This window comes from Micromonospora sp. CA-246542, assembly GCF_050942905.1.
Taxonomy (GTDB): Bacteria; Actinomycetota; Actinomycetes; order Mycobacteriales; family Micromonosporaceae; genus Micromonospora.
The window spans coordinates 1,807,881-1,829,648 of the sequence record NZ_CP192040.1; the positions used below are offsets into that span (position 1 = coordinate 1,807,881).

19 protein-coding genes and 1 pseudogene are annotated in these 21,768 nt (G+C 73.6%); 7 read left to right on the forward strand and 13 right to left on the reverse strand.

All coding sequences use genetic code 11. From position 1 onward, the window contains the following. Nucleotides 1–27 precede the first annotated feature (27 nt). From ACQP0N_RS08500 to ACQP0N_RS08515, 4 genes are read left to right on the forward strand one after another with little or no spacing between them, the layout of a single operon-like run. Complete coding sequence (locus ACQP0N_RS08500; RefSeq protein WP_433118940.1) at nucleotides 28–1,308, forward strand: FtsX-like permease family protein; 1,281 nt, start codon at nucleotides 28–30, stop codon at nucleotides 1,306–1,308. Then, nucleotides 1,305–4,001, forward strand: coding sequence for an FtsX-like permease family protein (locus ACQP0N_RS08505; protein ID WP_433118942.1), 2,697 nt, complete (start codon nucleotides 1,305–1,307; stop codon nucleotides 3,999–4,001). The genes ACQP0N_RS08500 and ACQP0N_RS08505 overlap by 4 nt, the downstream gene beginning before the upstream one ends. Nucleotide 4,002: 1 nt before the next feature. Next, entirely contained in the window at nucleotides 4,003–4,998 is a 996-nt protein-coding gene (locus tag ACQP0N_RS08510; protein ID WP_433118944.1) for an ABC transporter ATP-binding protein, read from the forward strand. 11 nt (nucleotides 4,999–5,009) lie between these two features. Then, nucleotides 5,010–5,735: an ABC transporter ATP-binding protein gene (locus ACQP0N_RS08515; protein ID WP_433121514.1), complete on the forward strand. Its 726-nt coding sequence runs from the start codon at nucleotides 5,010–5,012 to the stop codon at nucleotides 5,733–5,735. A gap of 92 nt (nucleotides 5,736–5,827) precedes the next feature. On the opposite strand, the gene ACQP0N_RS08520 is transcribed toward ACQP0N_RS08515, so the two are convergent. From ACQP0N_RS08520 to ACQP0N_RS08530, 3 genes are read right to left on the reverse strand one after another with little or no spacing between them, the layout of a single operon-like run. Beyond that, on the reverse strand, nucleotides 5,828–6,280 hold the full coding sequence (locus tag ACQP0N_RS08520; protein ID WP_433118945.1) for an N-acetyltransferase family protein: 453 nt from the start codon (nucleotides 6,278–6,280) through the stop codon (nucleotides 5,828–5,830). 21 nt (nucleotides 6,281–6,301) lie between these two features. Then, on the reverse strand, nucleotides 6,302–7,873 hold the full coding sequence (locus tag ACQP0N_RS08525; protein WP_433121517.1) for an alpha/beta hydrolase: 1,572 nt from the start codon (nucleotides 7,871–7,873) through the stop codon (nucleotides 6,302–6,304). Between the two features lie 58 nt (nucleotides 7,874–7,931). Beyond that, on the reverse strand, nucleotides 7,932–9,047 hold the full coding sequence (locus tag ACQP0N_RS08530) for an ATP-dependent DNA ligase (protein ID WP_357171282.1): 1,116 nt from the start codon (nucleotides 9,045–9,047) through the stop codon (nucleotides 7,932–7,934). 135 nt (nucleotides 9,048–9,182) lie between these two features. On the opposite strand from ACQP0N_RS08530, the gene ACQP0N_RS08535 reads away from it, so the two are divergent. Continuing rightward, nucleotides 9,183–9,395, forward strand: coding sequence for a hypothetical protein (locus ACQP0N_RS08535; RefSeq protein WP_433118947.1), 213 nt, complete (start codon nucleotides 9,183–9,185; stop codon nucleotides 9,393–9,395). Between the two features lie 128 nt (nucleotides 9,396–9,523). Then, complete coding sequence (locus ACQP0N_RS08540; RefSeq protein ID WP_433118949.1) at nucleotides 9,524–9,946, forward strand: SRPBCC family protein; 423 nt, start codon at nucleotides 9,524–9,526, stop codon at nucleotides 9,944–9,946. Here the strand turns inward: ACQP0N_RS08540 and ACQP0N_RS08545 are convergent. Beyond that, a complete protein-coding gene (locus ACQP0N_RS08545; RefSeq protein WP_433118951.1) occupies nucleotides 9,921–10,415 on the reverse strand; it encodes a GNAT family N-acetyltransferase in 495 nt (164 codons plus the stop codon). The genes ACQP0N_RS08540 and ACQP0N_RS08545 overlap by 26 nt on opposite strands. Before the next feature lie 87 nt (nucleotides 10,416–10,502). Here ACQP0N_RS08545 and ACQP0N_RS08550 point away from each other — a divergent pair, with 87 nt between their 5' ends. Then, nucleotides 10,503–11,006: a DUF1990 family protein gene (locus tag ACQP0N_RS08550; RefSeq protein ID WP_433118953.1), complete on the forward strand. Its 504-nt coding sequence runs from the start codon at nucleotides 10,503–10,505 to the stop codon at nucleotides 11,004–11,006. A gap of 10 nt (nucleotides 11,007–11,016) precedes the next feature. On the opposite strand, the gene ACQP0N_RS08555 is transcribed toward ACQP0N_RS08550, so the two are convergent. The 9 genes and pseudogenes from ACQP0N_RS08555 to ACQP0N_RS08595 all read right to left on the reverse strand — a co-directional run bounded on the left by ACQP0N_RS08555 (nucleotide 11,017) and on the right by ACQP0N_RS08595 (nucleotide 21,746). Continuing rightward, nucleotides 11,017–11,937, reverse strand: coding sequence for a DNA-3-methyladenine glycosylase family protein (locus ACQP0N_RS08555; protein ID WP_433118955.1), 921 nt, complete (start codon nucleotides 11,935–11,937; stop codon nucleotides 11,017–11,019). A gap of 131 nt (nucleotides 11,938–12,068) precedes the next feature. After that, a complete protein-coding gene (locus tag ACQP0N_RS08560) occupies nucleotides 12,069–12,719 on the reverse strand; it encodes a COG4315 family predicted lipoprotein (RefSeq protein ID WP_355051743.1) in 651 nt (216 codons plus the stop codon). 203 nt (nucleotides 12,720–12,922) lie between these two features. Further along, nucleotides 12,923–13,705, reverse strand: a complete 783-nt coding sequence (locus tag ACQP0N_RS08565; RefSeq protein WP_433118957.1) for an anti-sigma factor family protein — start codon at nucleotides 13,703–13,705, stop codon at nucleotides 12,923–12,925. Next, nucleotides 13,702–14,394 (reverse strand): sigma-70 family RNA polymerase sigma factor, encoded by a 693-nt coding sequence (locus ACQP0N_RS08570; protein WP_355051883.1) that lies wholly within the window; start codon nucleotides 14,392–14,394, stop codon nucleotides 13,702–13,704. Before ACQP0N_RS08570 ends, ACQP0N_RS08565 begins: the two co-directional genes overlap by 4 nt. A gap of 126 nt (nucleotides 14,395–14,520) precedes the next feature. Further along, nucleotides 14,521–15,378 (reverse strand): spermidine synthase, encoded by an 858-nt coding sequence (locus ACQP0N_RS08575; protein ID WP_355051745.1) that lies wholly within the window; start codon nucleotides 15,376–15,378, stop codon nucleotides 14,521–14,523. Nucleotides 15,379–15,392: 14 nt separating this feature from the next. After that, nucleotides 15,393–16,358 carry a hypothetical protein gene (locus ACQP0N_RS08580; protein ID WP_433118960.1) on the reverse strand — a complete coding sequence of 322 codons (966 nt, stop codon included), beginning with the start codon at nucleotides 16,356–16,358 and terminating at the stop codon, nucleotides 15,393–15,395. Then, nucleotides 16,355–18,828, reverse strand: a pseudogene (locus tag ACQP0N_RS08585) (AAA family ATPase). Before ACQP0N_RS08585 ends, ACQP0N_RS08580 begins: the two are co-directional and overlap by 4 nt. Further along, complete coding sequence (locus ACQP0N_RS08590) at nucleotides 18,828–19,976, reverse strand: exonuclease SbcCD subunit D (protein ID WP_433118962.1); 1,149 nt, start codon at nucleotides 19,974–19,976, stop codon at nucleotides 18,828–18,830. Before ACQP0N_RS08590 ends, ACQP0N_RS08585 begins: the two are co-directional and overlap by 1 nt. 18 nt (nucleotides 19,977–19,994) lie before the next feature. Continuing rightward, complete coding sequence (locus ACQP0N_RS08595) at nucleotides 19,995–21,746, reverse strand: ATP-binding protein (protein ID WP_433118964.1); 1,752 nt, start codon at nucleotides 21,744–21,746, stop codon at nucleotides 19,995–19,997. Nucleotides 21,747–21,768 lie beyond the last annotated feature (22 nt).

Sequence of the window (21,768 nt, forward strand, 5' to 3'; positions counted from 1 at the left end):
GATCCGGCGTCGACGCAGTACCAGCGGATGATCGCGGCCCGGGGCGCTCCCGGCGGCCTCGAACTGCCCGCCGGGACCCGAGCGATCACCGGTACGGCTCGCACCCCCGTGAGCCAGGCCATCGGACCGCTGAAGATCGGCGTGTCGCTGCTGGTCACCAGCAGCGACGGGTCGGCCTTCCGGCTGCCGGCCGTCGACGCCACCAGCGACGGACGCGAAGCGCCGTTCACCGTGCGGCTACCCGACGTGGGAGGCGCGCGACTGCGACTGGCCGGATTCGAGGCCGACGGCGGAGCGGACGCCGGGAACTCGTACCGGCTCCAGGTGGACGGGTTGACGTTGGTCGGCGCGGACGGCGCCAAGCGGCCCGCCGAGCTGACCGGGGCCTGGAACACCATCGCCGGCGGTAACCCGCCCGTCCCGGCCCGGTCCAGCGCGCGGGGCGTCGTCGCCGACTATCCGGTGGACTCGATTCCCGATGGACAGTACGCATTCCATCCGCCCACCCGGTTCGCCATCGTGCCCGCCGGGCAGATCGCGCCCGTTCCGGTCCTCATGACGCCCGCTGTGCGCGACGCGATGAGCCTGCACAGCGGCGACACCTTCACCCTGGCCCTCGCCGGCGCGTCCGTGCCGGCCCGGCTGATCGGTGAGCTGAGCTCCGTGCCGACCATCTCGGGGGAGGGCGTACTGCTCGACCTGCCCGCAGCGGTCGAGGCGCTCGTCCGCGGTGGTGGAACCGTCCGGAACACACCCGAGTGGTGGATCGGCGCCGACGACCCGGCGGCCGCCACCCGCGCCGCCGGTGAACTGACCGGCGTCACCGTCCTCGACCGGCGCGCCGAGATCGCGGCCGCCGCCGACGACCCGTACTGGCGGGGCTCACGCACCGGGATGCTCGCCGCCGCGCTCGGCGCGGTACTGCTCGCCCTGGTCGGCCTCATGGTCGACGTGTGGGCCACCGCACGGCGTCGGCTGAGCGAGTTCGCGGTGCTGACCACCCTCGGCGCGACGCCCCGGCTGCTGGCCCGGGCGCTGCTGGCCGAGCAGACCTTCCTGGCCGGCGTCGGCGTCGGCGTCGGGCTGCTGCTCGGCGCCGTGGTCGGGGCCACCATGGCTCCGCTGGTCATCCTCACACCGGCCGCCGGCCGGCCGGTGCCCCCGGCGGCGTTCGCGCTGCCGTGGGTGCCCATCGGCCTGACCGCGGTCGGCCTGCTGCTGGCGGCGCTCGCCTTCAGCGCGTTCATCGCCACCGGCATCCGTCAGCGGGTGGCGGCGGTGCAGCTGCGAATCGGGGGAGAACGATGAGCGTCGGCGCGGCCGCCCGCCGGGTCCGGGCGTACGGCGGGCAGTTCCTGCTTCTGGCGGTGCTGACCCTGGTGGTCACGCTGCTGGTCAGCGGGGTGCCCCGACTGGTCAACCGGCTCGCCGAAGAGGGCCTGCGGGCGCAGCTCAACAGCGAGTCGGCTGACCGCCGGGATCTCAACTTCGCCACCGGGGAGGTCGACACCGCCGCGGCACCGGTCATGCCCGGAGCCCGCAAGCAGTTCGACAGCCTGGTCGAGGAGATGCCAGCGCAGGTACGGTCCGCCGTCACCGAGCGCTGGTTCAGCGTGGACACCACGCCGAACCTGGTGGTCGGTCCCGACCTCAAGGCCCGCAACCTGCTGGTCCACCTCGGTCTGCGCGCCATGCCCGGCATCCAGCAGGAGAGCACCCTCGTCGAGGGCGCCTGGCCGAACGAGACCTTCGTCGCCGGCCGGCCCATCGAGCTGGCTCTCGACGCGGACGTGGCGCGCAAGCTCAACCTGCGCGTCGGTAGCCGGCTCGACCTGGGTCAGCCCGGCGACGACGGCAAACCGACACCCATGGTGGTGGCCGGGCTGTTCCGGCCGGTCGATCGCGCGAGCGGCGCCTGGGGCGGTTTGCCGCAGGTCCTCCAGGTCGTCGAACCGGAGGGCGACGGCCAGCCCTTCATCGGCGTCGGCGTGGTCGCCCCGGTGGTCCTCGACAAGGGGGCCGCGGCGGGCTGGCCGGTGCGTACGCAGTGGCGTTACCGGCTCGGCGTGGACCGGATCGACGCGCGCCAGCTCGACCAGATGATCGAGGGCCTGCAACAGTTGCAGCGACACGTTCCGCCCGGTCTCACGTTGACCCAGGCGGTCGACATCCCGCTGCGCGCGTTCGCCGACCAGGTGAACTCCGCCCGGACCCTGCTCGCGGTGGTCGGTGCGGGCGTCCTGGCCACCCTGGCCGGGCTGATCCTGCTCGCGGCGACCCTGTCCACCCGCCGACGCCGCTCGGAGTTCGCGCTCATCCGGGCCCGTGGCGGCGCGGCCACCGCCGGCGCGCGCCGCAGCCTCGCCGAGTCACTGCTGGTGGTGCCGGTCGCCGCGGCGGTCGGCTGGTGGTTGGGCACCCTCTTCCCCGGTACGCCCGACCCGACCGCGCCGTACGCCGCCGTGGTGACCCTGCTGGTCACCCTGGCCCTGCCGTTGGCGACGCTGACGGTGCAGGGCGTCGGCGCGGCCCGCCGGGACCTGGTCCGGATGCGTCCGTCGACTCGCCGGCTGACCGTCGAGGTCTTCCTGCTGGTGCTGGCCGGGCTCGCCGCCGTGCTGCTGCGCCGGCGCGGGCTCACCCTCGGCGAGGTCGACCCGCTGCTCGTGTCGGTGCCGGTGCTGCTCGCGGTCGCCGCGGCGGTGCTCGCGCTGCGCGCGTACCCGTGGCCGTTGTTGCTTGTCAGTCGGCTCGCCGCGCGTACCCGCGGCAGCGTGACCTTCCTCGGCACCGCACGGGCCGGCCGGTCGGCGGTCGCCGCGCCGCTGGTCGTCGTGGTGCTGGCGATCGGCACGGCGGCCTTCTGCGCGGTCGTCGCCGGCGGCGTCGACGCGAGCCGGGGCCGGGCCGCCGAACAGGTCGTTCCCGCCGACGCGCTGATCCGGGGGGAACGCTTCGCCCCGGACACGGTCGACGCGCTGAACGGTCTGCCCGGCGTCCAGGCCGCCACACCGGTGCTCATCGAGCCGGACCAGCGGCTGGCGGCCGACGAGGTCGGCACCGACGCGCGGATCGGCCAGACCACCGTGCTGCTCGTCGACGGTCCCGGTCTGGCCACGGTGACCGGCGAGTCCGGGGTGGACGTGCGGGTGCCGGAGCCGTTGCGCACCGCCCACGCCGAGGCGGGCGCGCTGCCCGCGATCGTGTCACCGGCCGTCGCCGCCGACCTGGCGCGGACGAATCTGCGGGACTCGGCGTTCGTCTCGGTGCAGGGCCAGCGTTACGAGTTCCGGGTGGCCGGCGCGCAGGACCGTTTCCCCCTGCTGCCGGCGAGCACCAGCCGGTTCGTGATCCTGCCCTGGCAGGCGCTGCCGCAGCGGGCCACCCAACCGGCGCCGACCAGCCTGCTCGTCGCCGGCGACCGGCTCGACGCGGAGGCGCTGCGGCAGGCCGGTGACGAGGGTCAGTTGCGCTTCCAGCAGCAGGGGGCGGTCACCGGTCGGGCACGGCCACTGGGAGTCACCGTCGACACCCGGGCGGGCGTACGACAGCGGCTCGCCGACGGTGGCGCGAACGGCGTCCTGGCCTTCGGGTTCGTGGGCGGCGCCGCCGGCGGGACGGTCCTCGGCCTGCTGGCGATCGCGTTCACCGTACTGGCCGGGGCACGGGCCCGGGGGCAGGTGCTGTCCCGGCTGCGCACTCTCGGGCTGTCCCGCCGGCAGTGGCGGGGGCTGCTGTTGGTCGAGCTGACCCCGCTGGTCGGGGTGTCGGTGCTGACCGGAGCGCTGGTCGGCGCGCTGCTCCCCCTGGTGCTCAACCCGGTGCTCGGCCTGTCCGCGTTCACCGGCGGAGTGCCGGTCCGGGTGGCGTTCGAACCCGGGCTGGTCGTCGCGGTGGTCGCGCTCGGCGCGATCGCCCTTGGCTTCGCGGTCGCCGTCGAGGCCCTGAACAACCGCCGGTTGCGCCTCGGCGAGGTGCTCCGGCTCGGAGAGGAGAGCTGAGATGACCGTTACCGCCCAGAGTTCCCTGGTGCCCGATCTGGCTTCCCTGCAGCAGCGGGCCGCGCAACGCGCCGCCGAGCGGGCCGGCGGGCAGGACCGCCTGCGTGGCCACATCGTCTGCGACGGACTGGTGCGCATCTTCAAGACCGAGGGGGTGGAGGTGGTCGCCCTCCAGGGGCTCGACCTGGTCATCGACCGGGGTGAGCTGGTGGCGATCGTCGGCGCGTCCGGCTCCGGCAAGTCGACCCTGCTCAACATCCTCTCCGGCCTCGACACGCCGACCGCCGGCATCGCCCGGGTGGCCGACTACGACCTGCTCTCGCTCTCCGCGAAGCGTCGGTTGAGCTACCGGCGGCAGTTGGTCGGGTTCGTCTGGCAGCAGACCGGCCGTAACCTGCTGCCGTACCTCACCGCGCAGGAGAACGTCGAACTGCCGATGCAGTTGGCGGGCAAGCGTTCGGCGCGGGGCCGCCGGGAACGAGCCCGGGAACTGCTCGACCTGGTCGGCGTGGGCTACGGCGCGCAGCGGCGGCCCGGTCAGCTCAGCGGTGGCGAGCAGCAGCGGGTGGCGGTGGCGGTGGCCGTGGCCAACGATCCCGAGGTGCTCTTCGCCGACGAGCCGACCGGTGAGCTGGACGAGGCCACCGGCGCGGAGGTCTTCGGGGCGCTGCGCACGATCAACGCCGAGCTGGGCGTGACCATCGTGGTCGTCACCCACGACCACGCCGTCGCCACGCAGGTCCGCCGGACCGTCGCGATCCGCGACGGTCGAACCGCTTCCGAGGTACGCCGGACCGCGCGCGTCGGCGCGGACGGCAACACCGAACTGGTCAGCGAGGAGTACGCGGTGCTGGACCGCAACGGCCGGATGCAACTGCCGGCCGCGTTCGTCGACGCGCTGTCGCTGAAGGAGCGGGTCCGGCTCGATCTGGAGCCCGACCATGTGCAGGTACGGCCCGGTGACCGGGTCTTTCAGGAGCGGGAGGCAGGGGCGTGAACTATCAGGACATGGCGGTCGCGGGAGCGGCCTCGACTTCTGGCGGGCCCGGTGTGCCGCCCCCCGAGGTGGTCCGCGTCAGCGGCGTGAGCCGCACCTTCGGCCGTGGCGAGCACGCCGTGCACGCGGTGCGGGACGTCTCGTTCACCGCCAACCGCGGTGAGCTGATCGCCATCCGCGGTCGCTCCGGTGCCGGCAAGACCACGTTGCTGAACCTCATCGGCGGTCTCGACCGGCCGGACAGCGGCCAGGTGGTGGTGGCCGGGCACGAGGTGACCTCGGCCGGGGAGGCCGAGTTGCTGCGGCTGCGCCGGGGCACGGTCGGGTTCGTCTTCCAGACCTTCGGGCTGGTGCCGATCCTCTCCGCCGCCGAGAACGTGGGCGTGCCGTTGCGGCTGGCGCAGGTGCCGGCGACCGAGCGCGAGGAGCGCGTCGCGGTGCTGCTCGAGCTGGTGGGCCTGGGTGGGCACGCGGCCCAACGTCCGTACGAGCTCTCCGGCGGCCAGCAGCAGCGGGTCGCCCTCGCCCGTGCGCTCGCCAACGAACCGGACCTGCTCATCGCCGACGAACCCACCGGTCAGCTCGACTCGGAAACCGGACGGTCCATCATGGACCTGCTCCGCGCGGTGGTACACGCGCGAGGTATGACGGCCCTGGTCGCCACGCACGACCCGGCCCTGATCGACCTCGCGGACCGGGTCCTCGTCCTACGCGACGGCCGACTGGTCGACGGCTGACCGGCGCCCGCCTACGCCGCCCCTGCCGGCGCTACCGCCGTGCGGCGCTACCGGCGGGCCGGCGTAGGCGGGCGGCCTGACGTCTCGGGCGGTCAGAGCGGGAGCTTCATGCCCTCGTGGCTGGCCCTGAAGCCGAGGCTCAGATAGAAGCGGTGCGCGTCGGCACGGGACTTGTCGGTGGTGAGCTGGACCAGGGCGCAGCCCCGCTGCCGGGCCTGGTCGATGACCCAGGCCATCATCTGCCGGCCGAGCCCTTGCCCGCGCCGGTCGGAGCGCACCCGGACCGACTCGATGAGGGAGCGCTCGGCGCCGTGCCGGCCCAGCCCCGGGATGTAGGTGATCTGTAGGCACCCGACCAGTTCACCGTCCTGCTCGGCGACGATCAGGAAGTTGCGCGGGTCGGCGCTGATGTCGGCGAACGCCCGTTCGTACGCCTCGTCGACCTGGGTGAAGTCACGAGCCTTCCCCAGGACGTCGTCGGCGAGCAGGGCGATGACGGTGGGCAGGTCCGCGCGGACAGCCTCCCGGAAGATCATGTCGCTCATGCCGGTCAGCCTGGCACAACGTCACTTGGCCGGGCAGCGCAGGCCCTCGCGGGGAACGGTCAGGTCGAGCAGGTACGCGTCGACGGCCTGGGTGATGCAGGAGGTCTGCGGGTAAGCGGTGTGCCCCTCGCCCTCCCAGGTGAGCACCCGGCCCACGCCCAGCATCGAGGCGAGTCGGCCGGTCTGCTCGTACGGCGTCGCGGGGTCGCCGGTCGTACCGACCACCACGATCGGTGGCGCGCCGTTGGCCCGCCCGGTCGGGTACGGGTCCCGGCCGCCCGGCCACTCGACGCAGCTCAGCATGCCGACCGCGAGCGCCGGGCCGAACAGCGGGTACTTCGCGCGCCACTGCGACTGCAACTCGCGGATCTGCTCCCGGCTCGGCTTCTCGGTCTCGTCGGCGCAGTTGATGGCGAGGTTGGCGTCGAACAGGTTCGAGTAGTGCCCGTCGCTCTCCCGCCCGGCGTACGAGTCGGCGAGCCGGAACACGTCCTTCGGGTCGCCCTCGGCCAGCCGGTCGATGGCCCGTGCCAGCTCCTGCCAGCCGGACTCCGTGTAGAGGGACGAGATGACCGCGTAGAAGACCCAGCCCGCGGTGGCCTCCCTCCCGTCGTCGCCCCGGACGGGCGAGACCTTGGCCTTGTCGATGGCCGAGGTCACGGCGGCGCGGGCGTCGGGAGCGATCGGGCAGCGCGGGGCGTTGGCGGCGCACCAACGGGTGAAGTTGTCGAACGCGCGCTCGAACCCGCGGGCCTGGCTCTCCGAGCCGGCCACCAACCGTTGCTGCGGGTCGACGGCGCCGTCGAGCACCAACGCGCGTACCCGCTGCGGGTAGAGCTGGGCGTAGATGGCGCCGAGCAGCGTGCCGTAGGAGTAACCCAGGTAGGTCAACTTGTCGTCACCGACGGCGGCGCGGACCGCGTCCATGTCCCGGGCGGCCTGCTCGCTGCCGTACAGGGGCAACTGGTCGCCGTAGCGGTCCCCGCAACCACGCCCGATCCGCTGGCTCAACCCGGCGAAGCCGTCGAACGACGCCTGGCTCTGCGGGTCGGGGTCGTAGCCGAAGCTCGTGTCCAGGTCGGCGTCGGAGATGCACTTGACCGGACTGGAGCGGGAAACGCCGCGCGGGTCGAAGCCGACGATGTCGAAGCGCTCGGTGACCGAGGTGGGCAGCCCACCGAACTGGGTGCCGAACGAGAGGTAGACGGCGGTGTCCACACCGGAGCCGCCCGGTCCGCCGGGGTTGACCACCAGTGAGCCGATGCGGTCGCGCTGCCGGGTGGACCGGGCCCGCAGCAGAGCGATCTCGAAGGTCTGCCCGGCGCCGGGCCCGGCGGTGGCCCCACTGCCGGTGCCCCAGTCCCGGGGAACGGCGATCCGCGCGCACTCGTAGCGCATGTCCGGTGCGCCCCGCCCCACCAGATCCTCGGCCACCTCCGGGCACGGCCGCCAGGTGGCCGACGAGCCGGCCGGGGCCGCCTCACCCTGCACCTCGGTGCGCGGCGCGAACGCCGGTAGCGTGCAGCCCGCGGTGAGCAGGGCCGCCACGGCGAAGGCGACGAAACGGTGACGGACCCGGCGACCGGGTGCCATCCGAGGGTGGTCGGCGGTGCGGCTCACGTGATCCTCCGGAGTCGGGTCGACGGCCAGGCTACGCCGGACCGGTGGCGGCCCGATCGAGGGTGACCGCCGGATCGCCGCGCAGCACCTGGTCCACGTCGAAGCGGATCGGACGGTCGAGCTGGTCGTAGCGGCAGGAGCGGGGATCACGGTCGGGTCGCCACCGGACGAACTGGGCAGTGTGCCGGAAGCGGTCGCCCTCCATCGCGTCGTAGCCCACCTCGACGACCAGCTCCGGGCGCAGCGGCTCCCACTCCAGGTTCTTGGTGCCGGTCCACCGGCTCACCCCGCCCGGGATGCGCTGACCGCGTTCGTGGTCGCCGTGCACCCACGGGTGCTCGCCGCCGGTGTCCCGGTAGGGGGCCAGCTCGTCGAGCAACTCGGCCCGGCGGGCCATGCTGAACGACGCGCTCACCCCGACATGGTGCAGGACGCCCTCGTCGTCGTAGAGGCCGAGCAGCAGCGAGCCGACCACCGGGCCGGACTTGTGCCAGCGGAAGCCGGCCACCACCGCGTCGGCGGTGCGGGCGTGCTTGACCTTGAACATCAACCGCTTGCCCGGCTCGTACGTCAGGTCGGCCGGTTTGACGATCAGCCCGTCCAGCCCCGCGCCCTCGAAGACGTCGAACCAGCGGCGGGCGGTCTCCGGGTCGGTGGTGACCTGGGTGACGTGCACCGGCGGGCGTACCTCGGCCAGGGCCTGGACCAGCCGCTCCCGGCGGCGCGGGTACGGCTGGTCGAGCAACGCCTCGTCACCGACGGCCAGCAGGTCGAAGGCGACGAAGTCGGCGGGCGTGGTCTCGGCCAGCAGCTTGACCCGCGACGCCGCCGGGTGGATGCGCTGGGCCAGCAGCTCGAAGTCCAGCCTCGGCTGACCGGACGGCCCGTCCCGCCGGATCACGATCAGCTCACCGTCGACCGCGCACCGCTCGGGCAGTTGTCGACGGGCCTGCTCGACCACCTCGGGGAAGTACCGGGTCATCGACTTGCCGCCCCGGCTGGCCAGCTCGACCTCGTCGCCGTCGCGGAACACGATGCACCGGAACCCGTCCCACTTGGGCTCGTACGTCACACCGGGCGTGGTGGGCAGCTTGGCGACGCTCTTGGCCAGCATCGGCTCGACCGGAGGGTTGATCGGCAGGTCCACGGCGACCAGTCAATCAGACGACGCCGACAGTCGTGAGGCAGATCACCGCCGGTGCCGGGGCGGCGTGTCCGTCTGCGCGCCCCTCGTCCCGCACGGGTGAATCAAATAACCGCAGGTCAGAGCTAGTTTCGCGGAATGGCCGAGTGGGTCTGTAACTGCTGCGGACGGTGGCGGGTGAGCGTCGAGCTGATCCGGGGCCGCTACCGCTACCGGCTGACCTGTCGATATCCGCAGCGGTTCGGTGGCGGCCGGGACGTGCTCGGCGAGGTCGCCACGGTGTCCGAGCTGGAGGAGCTGCTGCGGCGTCGTACCCCGTTGAGCCTGGGCGACCTGCGCGAAGCCGCCTGATCCCGCGCGGCCGGCGGACCCACGGCCCGATCGATGATCGGACCGGCCGGTGGATGCCGCGGTCTCCCTCCGGCGGGCAGCGTCGTCGGCAGTAGGTGCCGGACGGCGCCATCGGGGGAGGGGACGCGATGCGGTTCGAAGCGGACACGGAGATCGGCGCGGACGCCGAGCGGGTCTGGGCGGTGCTGGTGGACGTTGAGCGGTGGCCGGAGTGGACCGCCTCGGTGACCCGGGCCGAGCGGGGTGAGCCGGGGCCCCTCGCGGTCGGCGCGACCGCCCGCCTGACCCAGCCGAAACTGCGCCCGGCGGTGTGGCGGGTCGTCGAGCTGACCGAGGGGCGGGAATTCACCTGGGTCTCCGACGTCCCGGGCGTGCACACCCGTGGCGAGCACCGGTTGGTGCCGTTGCCCGACGGACGTACCCGGGTCGACGTGGCTATCGACCAGAGCGGACCGCTGGCTGGTCTGATCGGCCGGCTGTACGGCGGCCTGCTGCGCCGCTACGTCCGGCTGGAGGCCGACGGGCTCAGGCGTCGCTGTGAGCGGAGCTGACGGCCGGTTTCTCCAGCACGGCCAACGGGGTGCCGTTCGGGTCCGGGCGGTGCGCCACGATCCGGTAGCCGTACCGCTGGTACAGCGCGAGGGTGCGGGCGCTGTCCGCGCCGGTGAAGAGGGCGAACCGGGCCGCGCGGCCGGCGCAGGCCTCCTCGATCGCGGTGAGCAGCCGAACGCCGATGCCCTGTCCCTGCTGGTCGGGTGCCACCGACAGGCGCCCGATGTGCGCGGTGTCCCCGTCCAAGCGGGCCCGCACCGAGCCGACCAGCCGGTGCCCCAGCCGGGCGGCGAGGACCGTCGTCGGGCCGGCCAACACCGTCCGCACCTCGTCCAACGTCTCGGTCAACGGCGGCAGGAACGGATCGGAGTAGTGCTGCGCCTCGGTCAGGTACGCGGCGCGCTGCACGGTGAGGATCTCGCCGGCGTCCGCGACACCGGCCGGAACGATGCGAGGCTCGACGCTCATCGGGGAAGCACACCACAGCCGCCGTGGACATCGATGGGCGGCCCGGCCGTACCCTGGCCGGTGTCCGATTGAGGTCGTGGGGGTGCGGTGGCCGAGTTGACGTACCCGGAGGTGGGGTCGACCCGGCAGGGGCCGCTGCCCGGCGGGTACCACCACCTGGGCCACCGGTATCGGCTGCCGGACGGCTGCTTCGACACCGCGGCCGAGGCGGTGCTGAGCTGGCGGCTGCACCGTGCTGCTGGCGTCCGCGTACGTACCGACGCGCCAAGGGCCACCGAGGGAGTGCTGGTGACCGTGGGTCTGGGCCTCGGGCCGGCCCGCCTCTGGGGACCGTGCCAGGTGATCTGGAGTACGGAATCACCCAGCCTGGCCGGTTTCGGGTACGGCACGCTGCCCGGGCATCCGGAGCGCGGCGAGGAGGCGTTCGAGGTCGTCCGGGATGACGCCGGCGCGGTGTGGTTCGAGGTCCGCGCTTTCAGCCTTCCGGATCGCTGGTTCACCCGCGCGGCCGGTCCGGCCGTCCGGGCGGTGCAGCATGCGTACGCCTGGTGGCTCGGTCGAACCCTGCACAGGCTCTGCACCCGCCGCTGACCCGGCCGCGTCAGAAACGGGCGAACGAGCGGATCGGCGCGCGCGGGCCGTACTTCGGCGCCTGGATACCGGCGGCCTCCAGCAGCACGCACACCCGACCCCGATGCCCCCGGAACGGCTCCAGCAGGGTCAGCATCCGCGCGTCGTCGCCCCTCGGCTCGCCGGCCAGGGCCCAGGACACGGTGTTCGGGATGTGGTAGTCGCCCACGCTCACCGCGTCCGGGTCGCCGTACGCGATCCGGACCACCTCGGCGGCGGTCCACGGCCCGATGCCCGCGATGGCGGTCAGCCGGCGGGTCGCCTCCGCCGCGTCGACGCAGCGCTCCAGACGGTCGGCCAGCGCGGCGGCCCGGCGCAGCGTGTCGGCCCGGCGCTGCTCCACGCCGAACGGGTGGAACACCCAGTACGGGGTGGCGGCCACCGCGGCGGCCTCGGGCGGCAGCAGCAGCGGCTGAAGCGGGCCGGGCGCCGGCTCGCGGAAGTGCCGCACGGTCGCCGCGTACGCCCGGTACGCCTCCTTGCCGGTGACCTTCTGCTCGAAGACCGCCCGCAGCAGTCGGGGGAAGACCTGCCCGGTGGTGGGCATGCGCAGTCCCCGGTGCTCCCGGGCCAGCCGGGCGACGAGCGGGTGCGCCGCCGCCAGCTCGGCGAAGCCGGTCAGGTCGTCGCGCAGCCCGGCGATCCCGTCGGCGTGTGCCACGACATGCTCGGCGCCCGGTCCGTAACCCTCGGCGAGCAGATCACCGCCCGCCGGTCGCAGAGCGAGCGTGGCCGGTCCCTGCGGGGTGCGGGTCGCCCACCAGAAGGTGCCGGCGGCGATGCGCGCGCACGGGTCGTACGGACTGAAGGTCAGCGCGCGGACCGACGCGGCCAGCCGGTATCCGACCGGCGGGTGCAGCACCCTGGTCGCGGCGGGTTCGGTCTCGGTCACCCTGCCACTCTGCCAGGTCACGCGGCGGTGCCGGTCGCCGCCGTCCGCCGACGCGCTGCGGGGTACGACGGTGGCCGGTCGCGCCCTCCGCGGCTGCGACCGGCCACCGTCGTACCCCGGCGGTAACGGGATCAGTACGAGTAGCCCGAGCCTCCGGCGTCGCTCGACCCGCTGTCGGCCGGCGGCGCGACGGCCTTCGGCGTCGAGGTGGGCAGGCAGGTCAGGTTCTTCTTGCCGTTCTGGTCGACCACGAACCAGGTGCCGCCGACGGCCTGACCCTTCCACTGGCCGGGCTTCTTGTCGCCGATGTAGCGGTAGACCGGCCAGCCGCCGATCGTGAGCTGGCGGGTGCCGTCCTGGCGGGTGACGCTGCCGACCTTGTCGTCGGAGAGGCCGGTGAGTTGGGGGTTGCCGTCGGTCAGCGCGGGCGGCCACACCTGCGCGCACTTGTCGACGCAGTTCGACGCGGGCGGGTCGGCGGTGTCCTTGTCGAAGCGGTACAGGACCCAGCCGTCCTGGTCCGTCACCACGTTGCCCATCCGGGCGATCTTCTTGCCGATCAACTGCTCGGTCAGGTCGACGTCCGCGGCCGGCGGCGCGTCGGCGACGGGCGCCTCCGCGGATGCCGACGCCTCGGGCTCCGCCGACGCGCTGGGCTCGGCCGCGGCGACGGCGACCGGCTCGGCCGCGCTCGAGTTCGCCCCGTCGTAACCCGCGGGAGCGCAGGCCGTTAGTGCGACCATCGCGCTCGCGACGATGACGGTCCGCTTCATCTGTGCCACGTGCCCTCCTCATTCTTGGCAGTTCACCCATAGGTACGGCGAGCGGGCTGTCAAGGTTGAAGAAGTAACAGTGGTCAATTTCACGGGTTTTGATTGAACCGTAGCGAACGATGATCCGTACGGCCCCACGCGGAATGCTCGACGGAAACAAAAATCGACGCCGGCCATTGGACAATGGCCGGCGTCGACGATGGTACGCGACCCTACATGGGCACCGTGACCAGCGGGCTCGCCACACCGTTACGGTCTACCGACTGCACCTGGAGCTGTTTGATGTCGCTCGTCAACGCGGACGTCGACGCGCTCAGCTCAAGACCCTGCGGGCGATTGTTCGTCCCGTAGCCGCCCTCGGGCACCGACCACGTGGAAATAACCTCGGTGGTGGCGTTCTTGCGCACCACCACCAACCGGCAGGTGCGCGGGCCGGGCAGTTTCCGCAGGCTGAAGTTGATGCGGGTGCCGTACTCCCGCTCCAGGAGGAACATCGTCGTCTGGACGCCGGTCGTCGGGTCGGTGGCGTCGACCTGGTCGCCCTCCTCCTCGGTGCCGCCGACGCCCGGACCGCTCGGCGGCGCGGTCGGCGCGCTCGTCGGCGGGTCGTTGACGCCGGCGCTCACCGACGGCTCCGCGAGATTGCCCGGCGTCTCGTCCCCGGCCACGCTCACGAAGCCGTACCCCGTCAACCCGCCGAAGACCACCACCGCCGCGGCGGTCGCGAGCATCTGACGAAACCTGGTCCGCCGCCGGTCGGCCCGGACCGCGACCAATGTCCGGTCCAGCAGCGCCGGATCCGTGGCGGTCTGCTCCAGGGCCATCATCGTCTCGCCGTCGATGCCGGAGAGCAGGCCCACCACCGGCACCATCGTCTCCAACTCGGCCGCGCACGCCCAGCACGCGGCGAGATGCTCCTCGAACCGCTCGGTGTCCTGCTCGTCAAGCACGCCGAGCGCGTACGCGGCGACGTCCATGTGGTCTGGCCGGCTCATTCTGTCACCCCCCGCTCCTGAAGAGCCGTGCGCAAGGCGCGCAGCGCGTAGTAGACCCGCGACTTGGCGGTGCCCAACGGCAGCCCCAACTCCTCGGCCGCCTCCGGCACCGTCCGCCCCCGGAAGTACGTCGCGATCAGGATCTCCCGATGCGACTGACTCAGCGTACGCAGCGCGTCCGCCACCGTCATCGTGCGCAGCACCCGGTCGGTGCTGTCCGCCTCGGCGAACGCCGTCAGGTCCCGGTCGTACGTCTCCGGCGGCCGGGCCTCCTGGCTGCGGTGCTCGTCGATGGCGATCCGACGCGCCACGGTGACCAGCCACGGCCGCAGGGAACCCTGCCCCTGTGCGCCGAGACGGTGCGCGTTGCGCCAGGCCCGCAGCAGCGTCTCCTGGACGATGTCCTCCGCGCGCTGCCGGTCCCCCCCGGTGAGCCGCATGACGAACATCAGCAACGGACCGGCGTGCTCGGCGTAGAGCAGCCGGATCAACTGGTCGGAGTGGCTGGCCTCGGTTGTCGTCGCCTGGTGGCGCCCGGGCGCCGGTCGGGGCGTCACCGGACCATTTTGGCGAGACGTGGCTCGGGCGTCGACCCCCCGGGCAGACGAGGTCGACCGTGACGACGACCGCGCGGACAACCAGTCCGCGCCAACCGCGTCGCCATGCCAACCGGCCGCCACCGCATGCATGCAGACCTCCGGGATGTCCGTGACCAACGCCGCCCCCACAAGGCGGGCCGCCCGGTGGTACGCAGCCACGCCCCGAGCGGATCAACGAACAACGAAAAAAACTTCGGCGGCGTCGCCGGTGACCGGTCAGCGGCGGACGGAGAACAGCCCCGGCGGTGGTGGATCCGAGCCGGTGGCGTCGGCGTCGCGCACCACCGCCGCCCCGCTGGCGAAGCGGTCCAACTCGTCATCGGCCACCACCCGGCCGGGAAACCAGTCGCCGGCCGCCCGCCGGGTCAAGCCGGGCACCGGGGGAGTGGTCCGCCCGGCGACCAGCACCAGATTGCCGTACCGGCGACCGCGCAGCACCCCCGCGTCGCCGACCAGGCACGCCTGCGGCAGCACCGAGCGCACCGTGGCGACCTGACTGCGGGCGTACCGCAGCGGCGGGCCGTCGGCCAGGTTCGCCAACAACCAGCCCGCCGGGCGGAGCACCCGCGCGACCTCGGCGGCGTACTCCACCGACGTGAGGTGCGCCGGTGTGCGGGCACCGGCGAACACGTCGGCGACCACCACGTCGTAGCTGGCGTCCCGCGTCGAGGTCAGCACGGCCCGCGCGTCCTGCACGCGGACCCGCAGCCGCGCGTCCGCAGGCCAGGGCAGCACGCGCCGCACCAGCTCCACCAGGGCGCCGTCCACCTCGGACACCCGCTGCGTCGAGCCGGGGCGGGTCGCCGACACGTACCGGGGCAGGGTCAGCGCGCCGCCGCCCAGGTGCAGCACCCGCAGCGGCTCGCCCGGAGGCGCGATCAGGTCCAGTGCGGCGGCCAGCCGTCGGACGTACTCGAACTCCAGGTGGGTGGGGTCGCTCAGGTCGACGTGCGACTGCGGCGCGCCGTCCAGCAGCAACGTCCACGAACCGGGCCGGTCCGGCGACGGCACCAGCTCGGCCTGCCCGGTGTCCACCCGCTCGACCACCCGGTCACCCGCTCGTTTACGCCCCACCGTGACCCGCCCGCTCAGCGACCGACACGTGCCGCGGCGGTCAACGCGCGGTGCAGCAGCCGGGAGTCGCCGAGCAGCGCGCGCAGGCGGCGCTCCAGGCCGGCGATCGGGATCAGGTTCTGCGGCGCCCGTGGGTCCTTGTACGGCGTCGAGGCGAACCGGGGCAGCGTGACCAGCGACAGGTCGGCCAGGTCGATCGCCGCCTCGACGGGCAACTCGGTGGAGCACTCCACCCGGACGATGCCGGCCCACGGCGCGCCCACGGCCACCGGCAGCCGCAGATACCACGACCAGCCGCCCCAGGGTGTGCCGAGCCGGAACACCGGCGACCGCTCACCCGGCGCCAGGCCCGTCACCACCGCCGTCAGCCGGGCGTCCAGGTACTGGCTGTGCTGGGTCTTGATGTAGCCGAGCGTGCGCGGCAGATGGTGCCGACTGCGCAGCGGACCGTCCACCACCAACAGATCGCCGTCGACCCGGACGGCGTCGGACACCGCCACCTCCAACGCGGTCAACGGGCCCTGCACGGCCGCCGGCAACTTCGCCAGCTCGCCGGTGCCGCCCACCCGGTGCACCGGATAGCGGATCGCGCCCGCCACCACGTCCCGCGCCGACGGGCTCGCCGTGAACAGACCCCGGCCCACCTGCGTGCCGGCCAACTGCGCCGCGCCCCGACCCAGGTCGCAGCGGACCACGCCGGCCGCGTACGACGCCGCCAACCCCGGAAACGACCCGCCGTCCTCCTCCGCCGTCCAGATGCTCGCGTCGATCCGACGGACCCCGTCGACCAGGAGCACCACGTCCGGCGCCCGCACGTCGGCGCGTACGCCGATCGCCCGCCAGTCGACGGCCGGCAACTCCACGTCGACCTCGACCTGGGTGCTGCTCGGGGTGGCGGGCCCGGAGGCGGACGCCTCGAACGACGCCCCGTACGACGGGTCCCAGGAGTCGACGAAGAACGCCGCGTCGCCCGCGCTCACCGGCCGGTCCGTTCGACGCGCGCCGAGCGGGCGTCCTTGCGCACCTCGAAGCGGACCGGGATCCGCTCGGCCAGCGCCGCGACGTGGGTGACCACGCCAACCATCCGGTCACCCCGGGCGGCCAGGTTCTCCAGCGTGGCGGCCACCGTGTCCAGGGTTGCCGCGTCCAGCGTGCCGAAACCCTCGTCCAGGACGATCGACTCCAGGCTCGCCGCCGTCGTCGACATGCCGGCCAACTGCTCGGAGAGCGCCAACGCCAACGCCAGCGACGCCTGGAACGTCTCGCCGCCGGAGAGCGTCCGTACGCCCCGGCGCAGTCCGGCGTCGTGGTGGTCGACCACGAAGAACTCGCCCTTGTCGTGCACCAGCTCGTACTGACCCGAGGACAGCTCCCGCAGGATCCCCGACGCGCCGTCGACCAGCAGGTCCAACGCCTCCGCGAGCAGCCACCGCTCGAAGTTGTTGGCCCGCAGGTGCCCCGCGAGGGCCCGCGCCACCTGCGCCTCGCGCTCGTGCCCGGCCCGCTGCTCGCGCAACGTGCCGGCCTGTTCGCGGCGCTCGGCCAGCCGGCGTCGGTCGGCCTCGGCCCGCTCGACGGCCACCGTCGCGGCGTGCACCGGATCGTCGCCGACCGGCACGTCGGCCGCCGCGAAGAGGTCGGCGATCCGCCGCTGCACCTCGTCGGCCGCCGCCTCGGCCTCGGCGACGACGGTGACCCGGCCGGCCCGATCGGCACGACGACGCTCCGCCTCGGCCGTCGCCCAGTCGGTCAACGCCGCCCAGGAGGCCGCCACGTCGTCCCGGTCGGCGGCCGGCGGCCCGAACCGGGCCAGCCCGTCGCGGGCGGTGTCGAAGCCCCGCCAGGTCGCCCGCAGTCGCTCCTGCGCCGCGTCCACCCCGGCGCGGGCCTGGCGGGCGCTGTCCCGGCCCGCCCGTACGGCGGTCGCCGCCTCGTCCAGGGCCCGTCGCAGCCGGGCGTGCTCGGCCAGCTCCCGGCGCAGCACCGCCGGCTCGGCCGCGCCCGCGAGCTGCCCGTCCAGTTCGGCAAGCCGGGCGTCCACCTGCTCCTGCCGGGCGCGGGCCTGCACCAGCAGCCGTTCCAGGTCACGCGCGGCGGCGTCCCGCTGCTGCACGGCCGCCTGCGCCGCCTTGGTGGCGGCCCGCGCCGCCTTGCCGGCTGCCGTCGCGGCGGCCACCGCCGAATCCGCCGGGACGGCCGGCACCCGCGCCACCGGCTGCTCGCACACCGGGCAGGGCCCGCCCGGGTGCAGGTGCGCCCGCAGGCCGACCGCCAGGTCGGTGGCCTTGCCTCCTCGTGTGCCCGGAAGGCCGCCTCCAACTCGGCGTCGGCCCGCTCGGCCTCCGCGCGGGCGGCGGCCAGCGCCGCCACCGCCGTCGTGTGCTCCTCGTCCGCCGTACGCACCGCCGCGCGGACCGTGTCGGCCTCGCCGGTCAGCCGATCCCGATCGTCGTACGCCCGCAGTTGCAGCCGCAGCGCGCTCTCGTCGCCGGCGCCGGCCAACTCACCGCGCAGCTTCTCCTCCCGCTCCTCGGCCAGCGACACCGCGGCGGCAGCCGCGTCGGACTCGGCGCGCGCCGCGGCCACCGCGCGCGCCACCTCGGCCACGCCGCGCGGGGCGCGGACGGCGGACAGCACGCTCAGCTCGTCGTCGAGCGCGGTCAGGGCGGCCGCCGCCTCCCGCGCGCGTCCCCGGGCCGCCGCCAGCTCCGGCATGGCCCCGGTGACCGCGCCGGCCAGCTCGACCATCTCCACGACGAGGGCGTCGGCCTCGGCCACCGCCTCGTCGTCCACCCCGGTCAGGCCGGCGAGCACCTGGTCGACCGCGTCCAGCTTGGCCTCCGCCTGCGCCGCACGGGCCGTGGCCCTCTTCTGCACGTCCTCGTAGACGCCGAGGCCCAGCAGGTTGACCAGGATCTGCTGGCGGGTGGCCGGCTTGGCGTGCAGGAAGTCGGCGAACTGCCCCTGCGGCAGCACCACACAGCTGGTGAACTGCTCGTACGGCAGCCCGACCGCCTCCAGCACCGCCTGCTCCATCTCGGCGGGCGTACCGGCGATCACCTCGCCCAGGTCGTCCGGGCTCAACCCGGTGTCGAGCTTGGTCACGTCGAAGCCGGCCGGCATCACCTGCAACCCGGCGTTCGCGGTCTTCACGTTGCCCCGACCGTCCCGGCGCACCACCCGGGTCGCCACGTACCGGGAGCCACCGGACTCGAAGACCAGCCGCACCCGGGCCTCGGTCGCCGACGGCGCGAGGGCGTTGGTCAATCCCCGCGTGCCACCCCACCGGGGAACCGTGCCGTAGAGGGCGAAGCAGATGGCGTCCAGCACGGTGGACTTGCCCGAGCCGGTCGGCCCGATCAGCGCGAAGAAGTCGGCGTCGGTGAAGTCGATCGTCGTCTCGTCCCGAAAGACCGTGAACCCGGCCATGTCCAGCCGCATCGGCCGCATCAGTGATCGACCTCCTCGAAGAGCTCGTCGAAGAGTTCCCGGACGCCCTCGTCGTCGTGCCCCCGGCTGTCCAGGTAGTCGCCGAACAGCTCCCGGGGGGAACGCCCCGACCGCTGGGCGACCCGCGTGCCGCTGCCCGGCGCCGCCAGCAGCTCCGGGTCGATCCGGATCTCCAGCGCCCGGGGGAGCAGCTCCTGCACCTCCTCGCGCAGGCCCGCGCGGGGCTGCTCGCGCACGAACACCCGCAGCCAGGCGTCCGGCACCTCGATCTCGGCGAGCTGGGCCAGCGTGCCGCGGACCGTCCGCAGCGCGCTCGCCGCGGTCACCGGCACCTCCCGCACCCGGGCGGCCGTGCTGGCGGTCACCTCGACGACCGTCACCGACGGCACGTTCTCCTGCTCGCCGAAGTCGACGGCGAGCGGACTGCCGCTGTACCGCACCGGGCACGGGCCCTCGACACGCTGCGCCCGGTGCAGGTGGCCCAGCGCCACGTAGTGCGCCGTCGCCGGAAAGACCGTCGCCGGCACCGCATAGCCGAGCACGGTGTGCGCGTCCCGCTCGCCGCCACCCGCCGCCGCGCCGGTCACCGTCAGGTGCGCGGTGACCAGGTGCACCCGGTCCGGCTCCGAGAATCCCTCGGTGAGTCGGCCCAGCACCCGACCCAGATGGTCGGCGTACGTCTGGTTGGCCTCGGCGGCGGTCAGCTCGTACATCTCCAGCGCGCGGATGGCGTACCGCTGGGACAGGAACGGCAGCGCGGCGAGCTGCCACCGTTCCCCGCCGGCCGTGGTGCCGTCGATGACGTGCTCGGCCGGATTCTCGCGTACCCCGCCGCGCAGCGTGATGCCCGCGGCCTCGGCCCACGGGCGCAGCGCGTCCAGCGCGGGCCCGTTGTCGTGGTTGCCGCCGATGGCGACCACGTCCGCGCCGGTGCGACGCAGCGCGGTCAGCGCCCGGGTGACCAGCCGGGTCGCCTCCGAGGTCGGCGCGGCCGTGTCGTAGAGGTCACCGGCGACGATCACCAGATCCGGCTGTTCGGCGCGGGCGATGTCGATCACCCCGGCCAGCACGGCCTTGTGCTCCTCGGCCCGGGACTGCCCCTTGAGCACCTTGCCCACGTGCCAGTCGGAGGTGTGCAGGATCTTCACAGTTGCACCGGCCCCTGCCTAGAACGGGATGTCGTCGTCGCTGCCGCCGCCGGAGCCCACCACGGCGAACGGGTCGGCGGACTGGGTGATCGAGCGCAGCGTCTCCGAGGGTGCCCGGCCCGCCTCGGAGACCCGGGTGGCCCACGCCGGGAACGGGAACTCCAGGCAGAGCGGCACCGGGATGTCCGGCTGGTTGACGAACATGGTGCCCGGCTTGGCGAGCAGCGCCCGCTGTCGCTGGGCCGGCGGCAGGAAGCCGTACTCGGGGCGGGACGCCTCGGCCGGGTCGAGCCGGCCGACCACCCGGATCGCCGAGTTGGTGACGATGCGGCGCTCCACCTCGCTCGCCGTCTGCTGCGCGCCGATCAGGATGACCCCGAGCGAGCGGCCGCGCTCGGCGATGTCGAGCAGCACCTCCTTGATGGGGGAGGAGCCCTCCCGGGGGGCGTACTTGTTGAGCTCGTCGAGGACGACGAAGAGCAGCGGCTTGGCCGTGCCGGCCTTCTCCTTGCGCTCGAACTCGCTCTTGAGCGTCACACCCACCACGAACCGCTGCGCCCGGTCGGGGAGGTTGTGCAGGTCGACGACGGTGACCTGCGCCGACTCGCTGGTGTTGATCGAGTGCGGGCGACGGACGGCGAGGTCGCCACGGATCAGCCGGGCCAGGTCCTTCTTGCTGCCGATCAGCCGGCGGGCGAACGCGTTGACGGTGCCCAGACCGACCGCGCTGCCCGCCCAGTCGGAGCGGGTCTCGTCGTCGTTGAGCGCATCGACGATGTGGTCCACCAGGTCGCCGTAGGACCCGAGCCGGACCCCGTCGATGCTCACGCCCCCGTCGGCGGGCTGGGCGTACCGGGCCAGGTGCGCGGCCACCGAGTGGACCACCATCGTGTACTGCTGGCGCTCGTCGTCGGCGTCGGCGAAGACGTACGGCAGCAGGCGGTCGGAGCAGAACTCGCTCAACGTCCAGTAGAAGGCGTCCACGCCGGTCAGCCGGCTGCTCACGTCCGGCGTGCCGGCCGCGTCACCGACCCGGGGCGGGGCGTACACCCGCACGTCGGGGAAGGCACCGGCGCTCAGGCCCAGCTTGGCGTACGCGGCCCGGGTCGGCTCGTCGAGGCGCGTGTTGGGATGGTCGAGGAACAGCAGGTCCTCGCCCTTGACGTTGAAGATCAGCGCCTTGGCGTTGACGGCGTCGCCGCCCAGGACGCCGGAGCGGAACACCGAGTAGAGCAGGAAGGTGGCGAAGCTGGTCTTGGTGGCCACGCCGGAGATGCCGGAGATCGAGACGTGCGCGCCCCGACTGCCGTCGAGGAAGTCGGCGTTGAGGTAGACCGGCACGCCGTCGCGGCCCATGCCCATCGGGATGCGCCGTTCCATCCGGTCGAAGTGCAGCGCGCGGGCCCGCGCGTCGCCCTCGGCGCGGTGCACCACGGCCCCCGGAGTCGGCGGCACGTACAGCTCCGGGTCGACCCGCGTGGTGGTGACCTCGGCCGCCTCCTGCACCTGCGCGGGCAGGGTGCCGTCGGCGATGGCGAAGACGTCCGAGTCGAACTGGGCGCCCTCGTGCCGCGCCCGGACCTGCGTGACCACCCCGGCGATCGTCACCGGCTCGCGGTCGGGCAGCTCCCGACGGGTTACCACCACGTCATCGAGCTGTAGGTAGCTGCCGGGGGCCACCGCCGTCCAGAACTGCAACGGCGTGGCGTCGGCGGTGCCCAGCACCCGGCCGACCAGCTCGCCCGGGCTGTCGAGGTCGGCGTCGGTCATCGGGCGACTCGGGTCGGGCGGG

Excerpts from the sequence above, each read along its gene's own strand:
- ACQP0N_RS08505 (WP_433118942.1), top strand. The coding sequence starts at position 1,305 with ATGAGCGTCGGCGCGGCCGCCCGCCGGGTCCGGGCGTACGGCGGGCAG.
- ACQP0N_RS08570 (WP_355051883.1), bottom strand. The coding sequence starts at position 14,394 with ATGCATGCGGTGGCGGCCGGTTGGCATGGCGACGCGGTTGGCGCGGAC.
- ACQP0N_RS08500 (WP_433118940.1), top strand. The coding sequence starts at position 28 with ATGATCGCGGCCCGGGGCGCTCCCGGCGGCCTCGAACTGCCCGCCGGG.
- ACQP0N_RS08510 (WP_433118944.1), top strand. The coding sequence starts at position 4,003 with ATGACCGTTACCGCCCAGAGTTCCCTGGTGCCCGATCTGGCTTCCCTG.
- ACQP0N_RS08520 (WP_433118945.1), bottom strand. The coding sequence starts at position 6,280 with ATGAGCGACATGATCTTCCGGGAGGCTGTCCGCGCGGACCTGCCCACC.
- ACQP0N_RS08535 (WP_433118947.1), top strand. The coding sequence starts at position 9,183 with ATGGCCGAGTGGGTCTGTAACTGCTGCGGACGGTGGCGGGTGAGCGTC.
- ACQP0N_RS08515 (WP_433121514.1), top strand. The coding sequence starts at position 5,010 with ATGGCGGTCGCGGGAGCGGCCTCGACTTCTGGCGGGCCCGGTGTGCCG.
- ACQP0N_RS08545 (WP_433118951.1), bottom strand. The coding sequence starts at position 10,415 with ATGAGCGTCGAGCCTCGCATCGTTCCGGCCGGTGTCGCGGACGCCGGC.
- ACQP0N_RS08595 (WP_433118964.1), bottom strand. The coding sequence starts at position 21,746 with ATGACCGACGCCGACCTCGACAGCCCGGGCGAGCTGGTCGGCCGGGTG.
- ACQP0N_RS08540 (WP_433118949.1), top strand. The coding sequence starts at position 9,524 with ATGCGGTTCGAAGCGGACACGGAGATCGGCGCGGACGCCGAGCGGGTC.
- ACQP0N_RS08565 (WP_433118957.1), bottom strand. The coding sequence starts at position 13,705 with ATGAGCCGGCCAGACCACATGGACGTCGCCGCGTACGCGCTCGGCGTG.
- ACQP0N_RS08525 (WP_433121517.1), bottom strand. The coding sequence starts at position 7,873 with ATGGCACCCGGTCGCCGGGTCCGTCACCGTTTCGTCGCCTTCGCCGTG.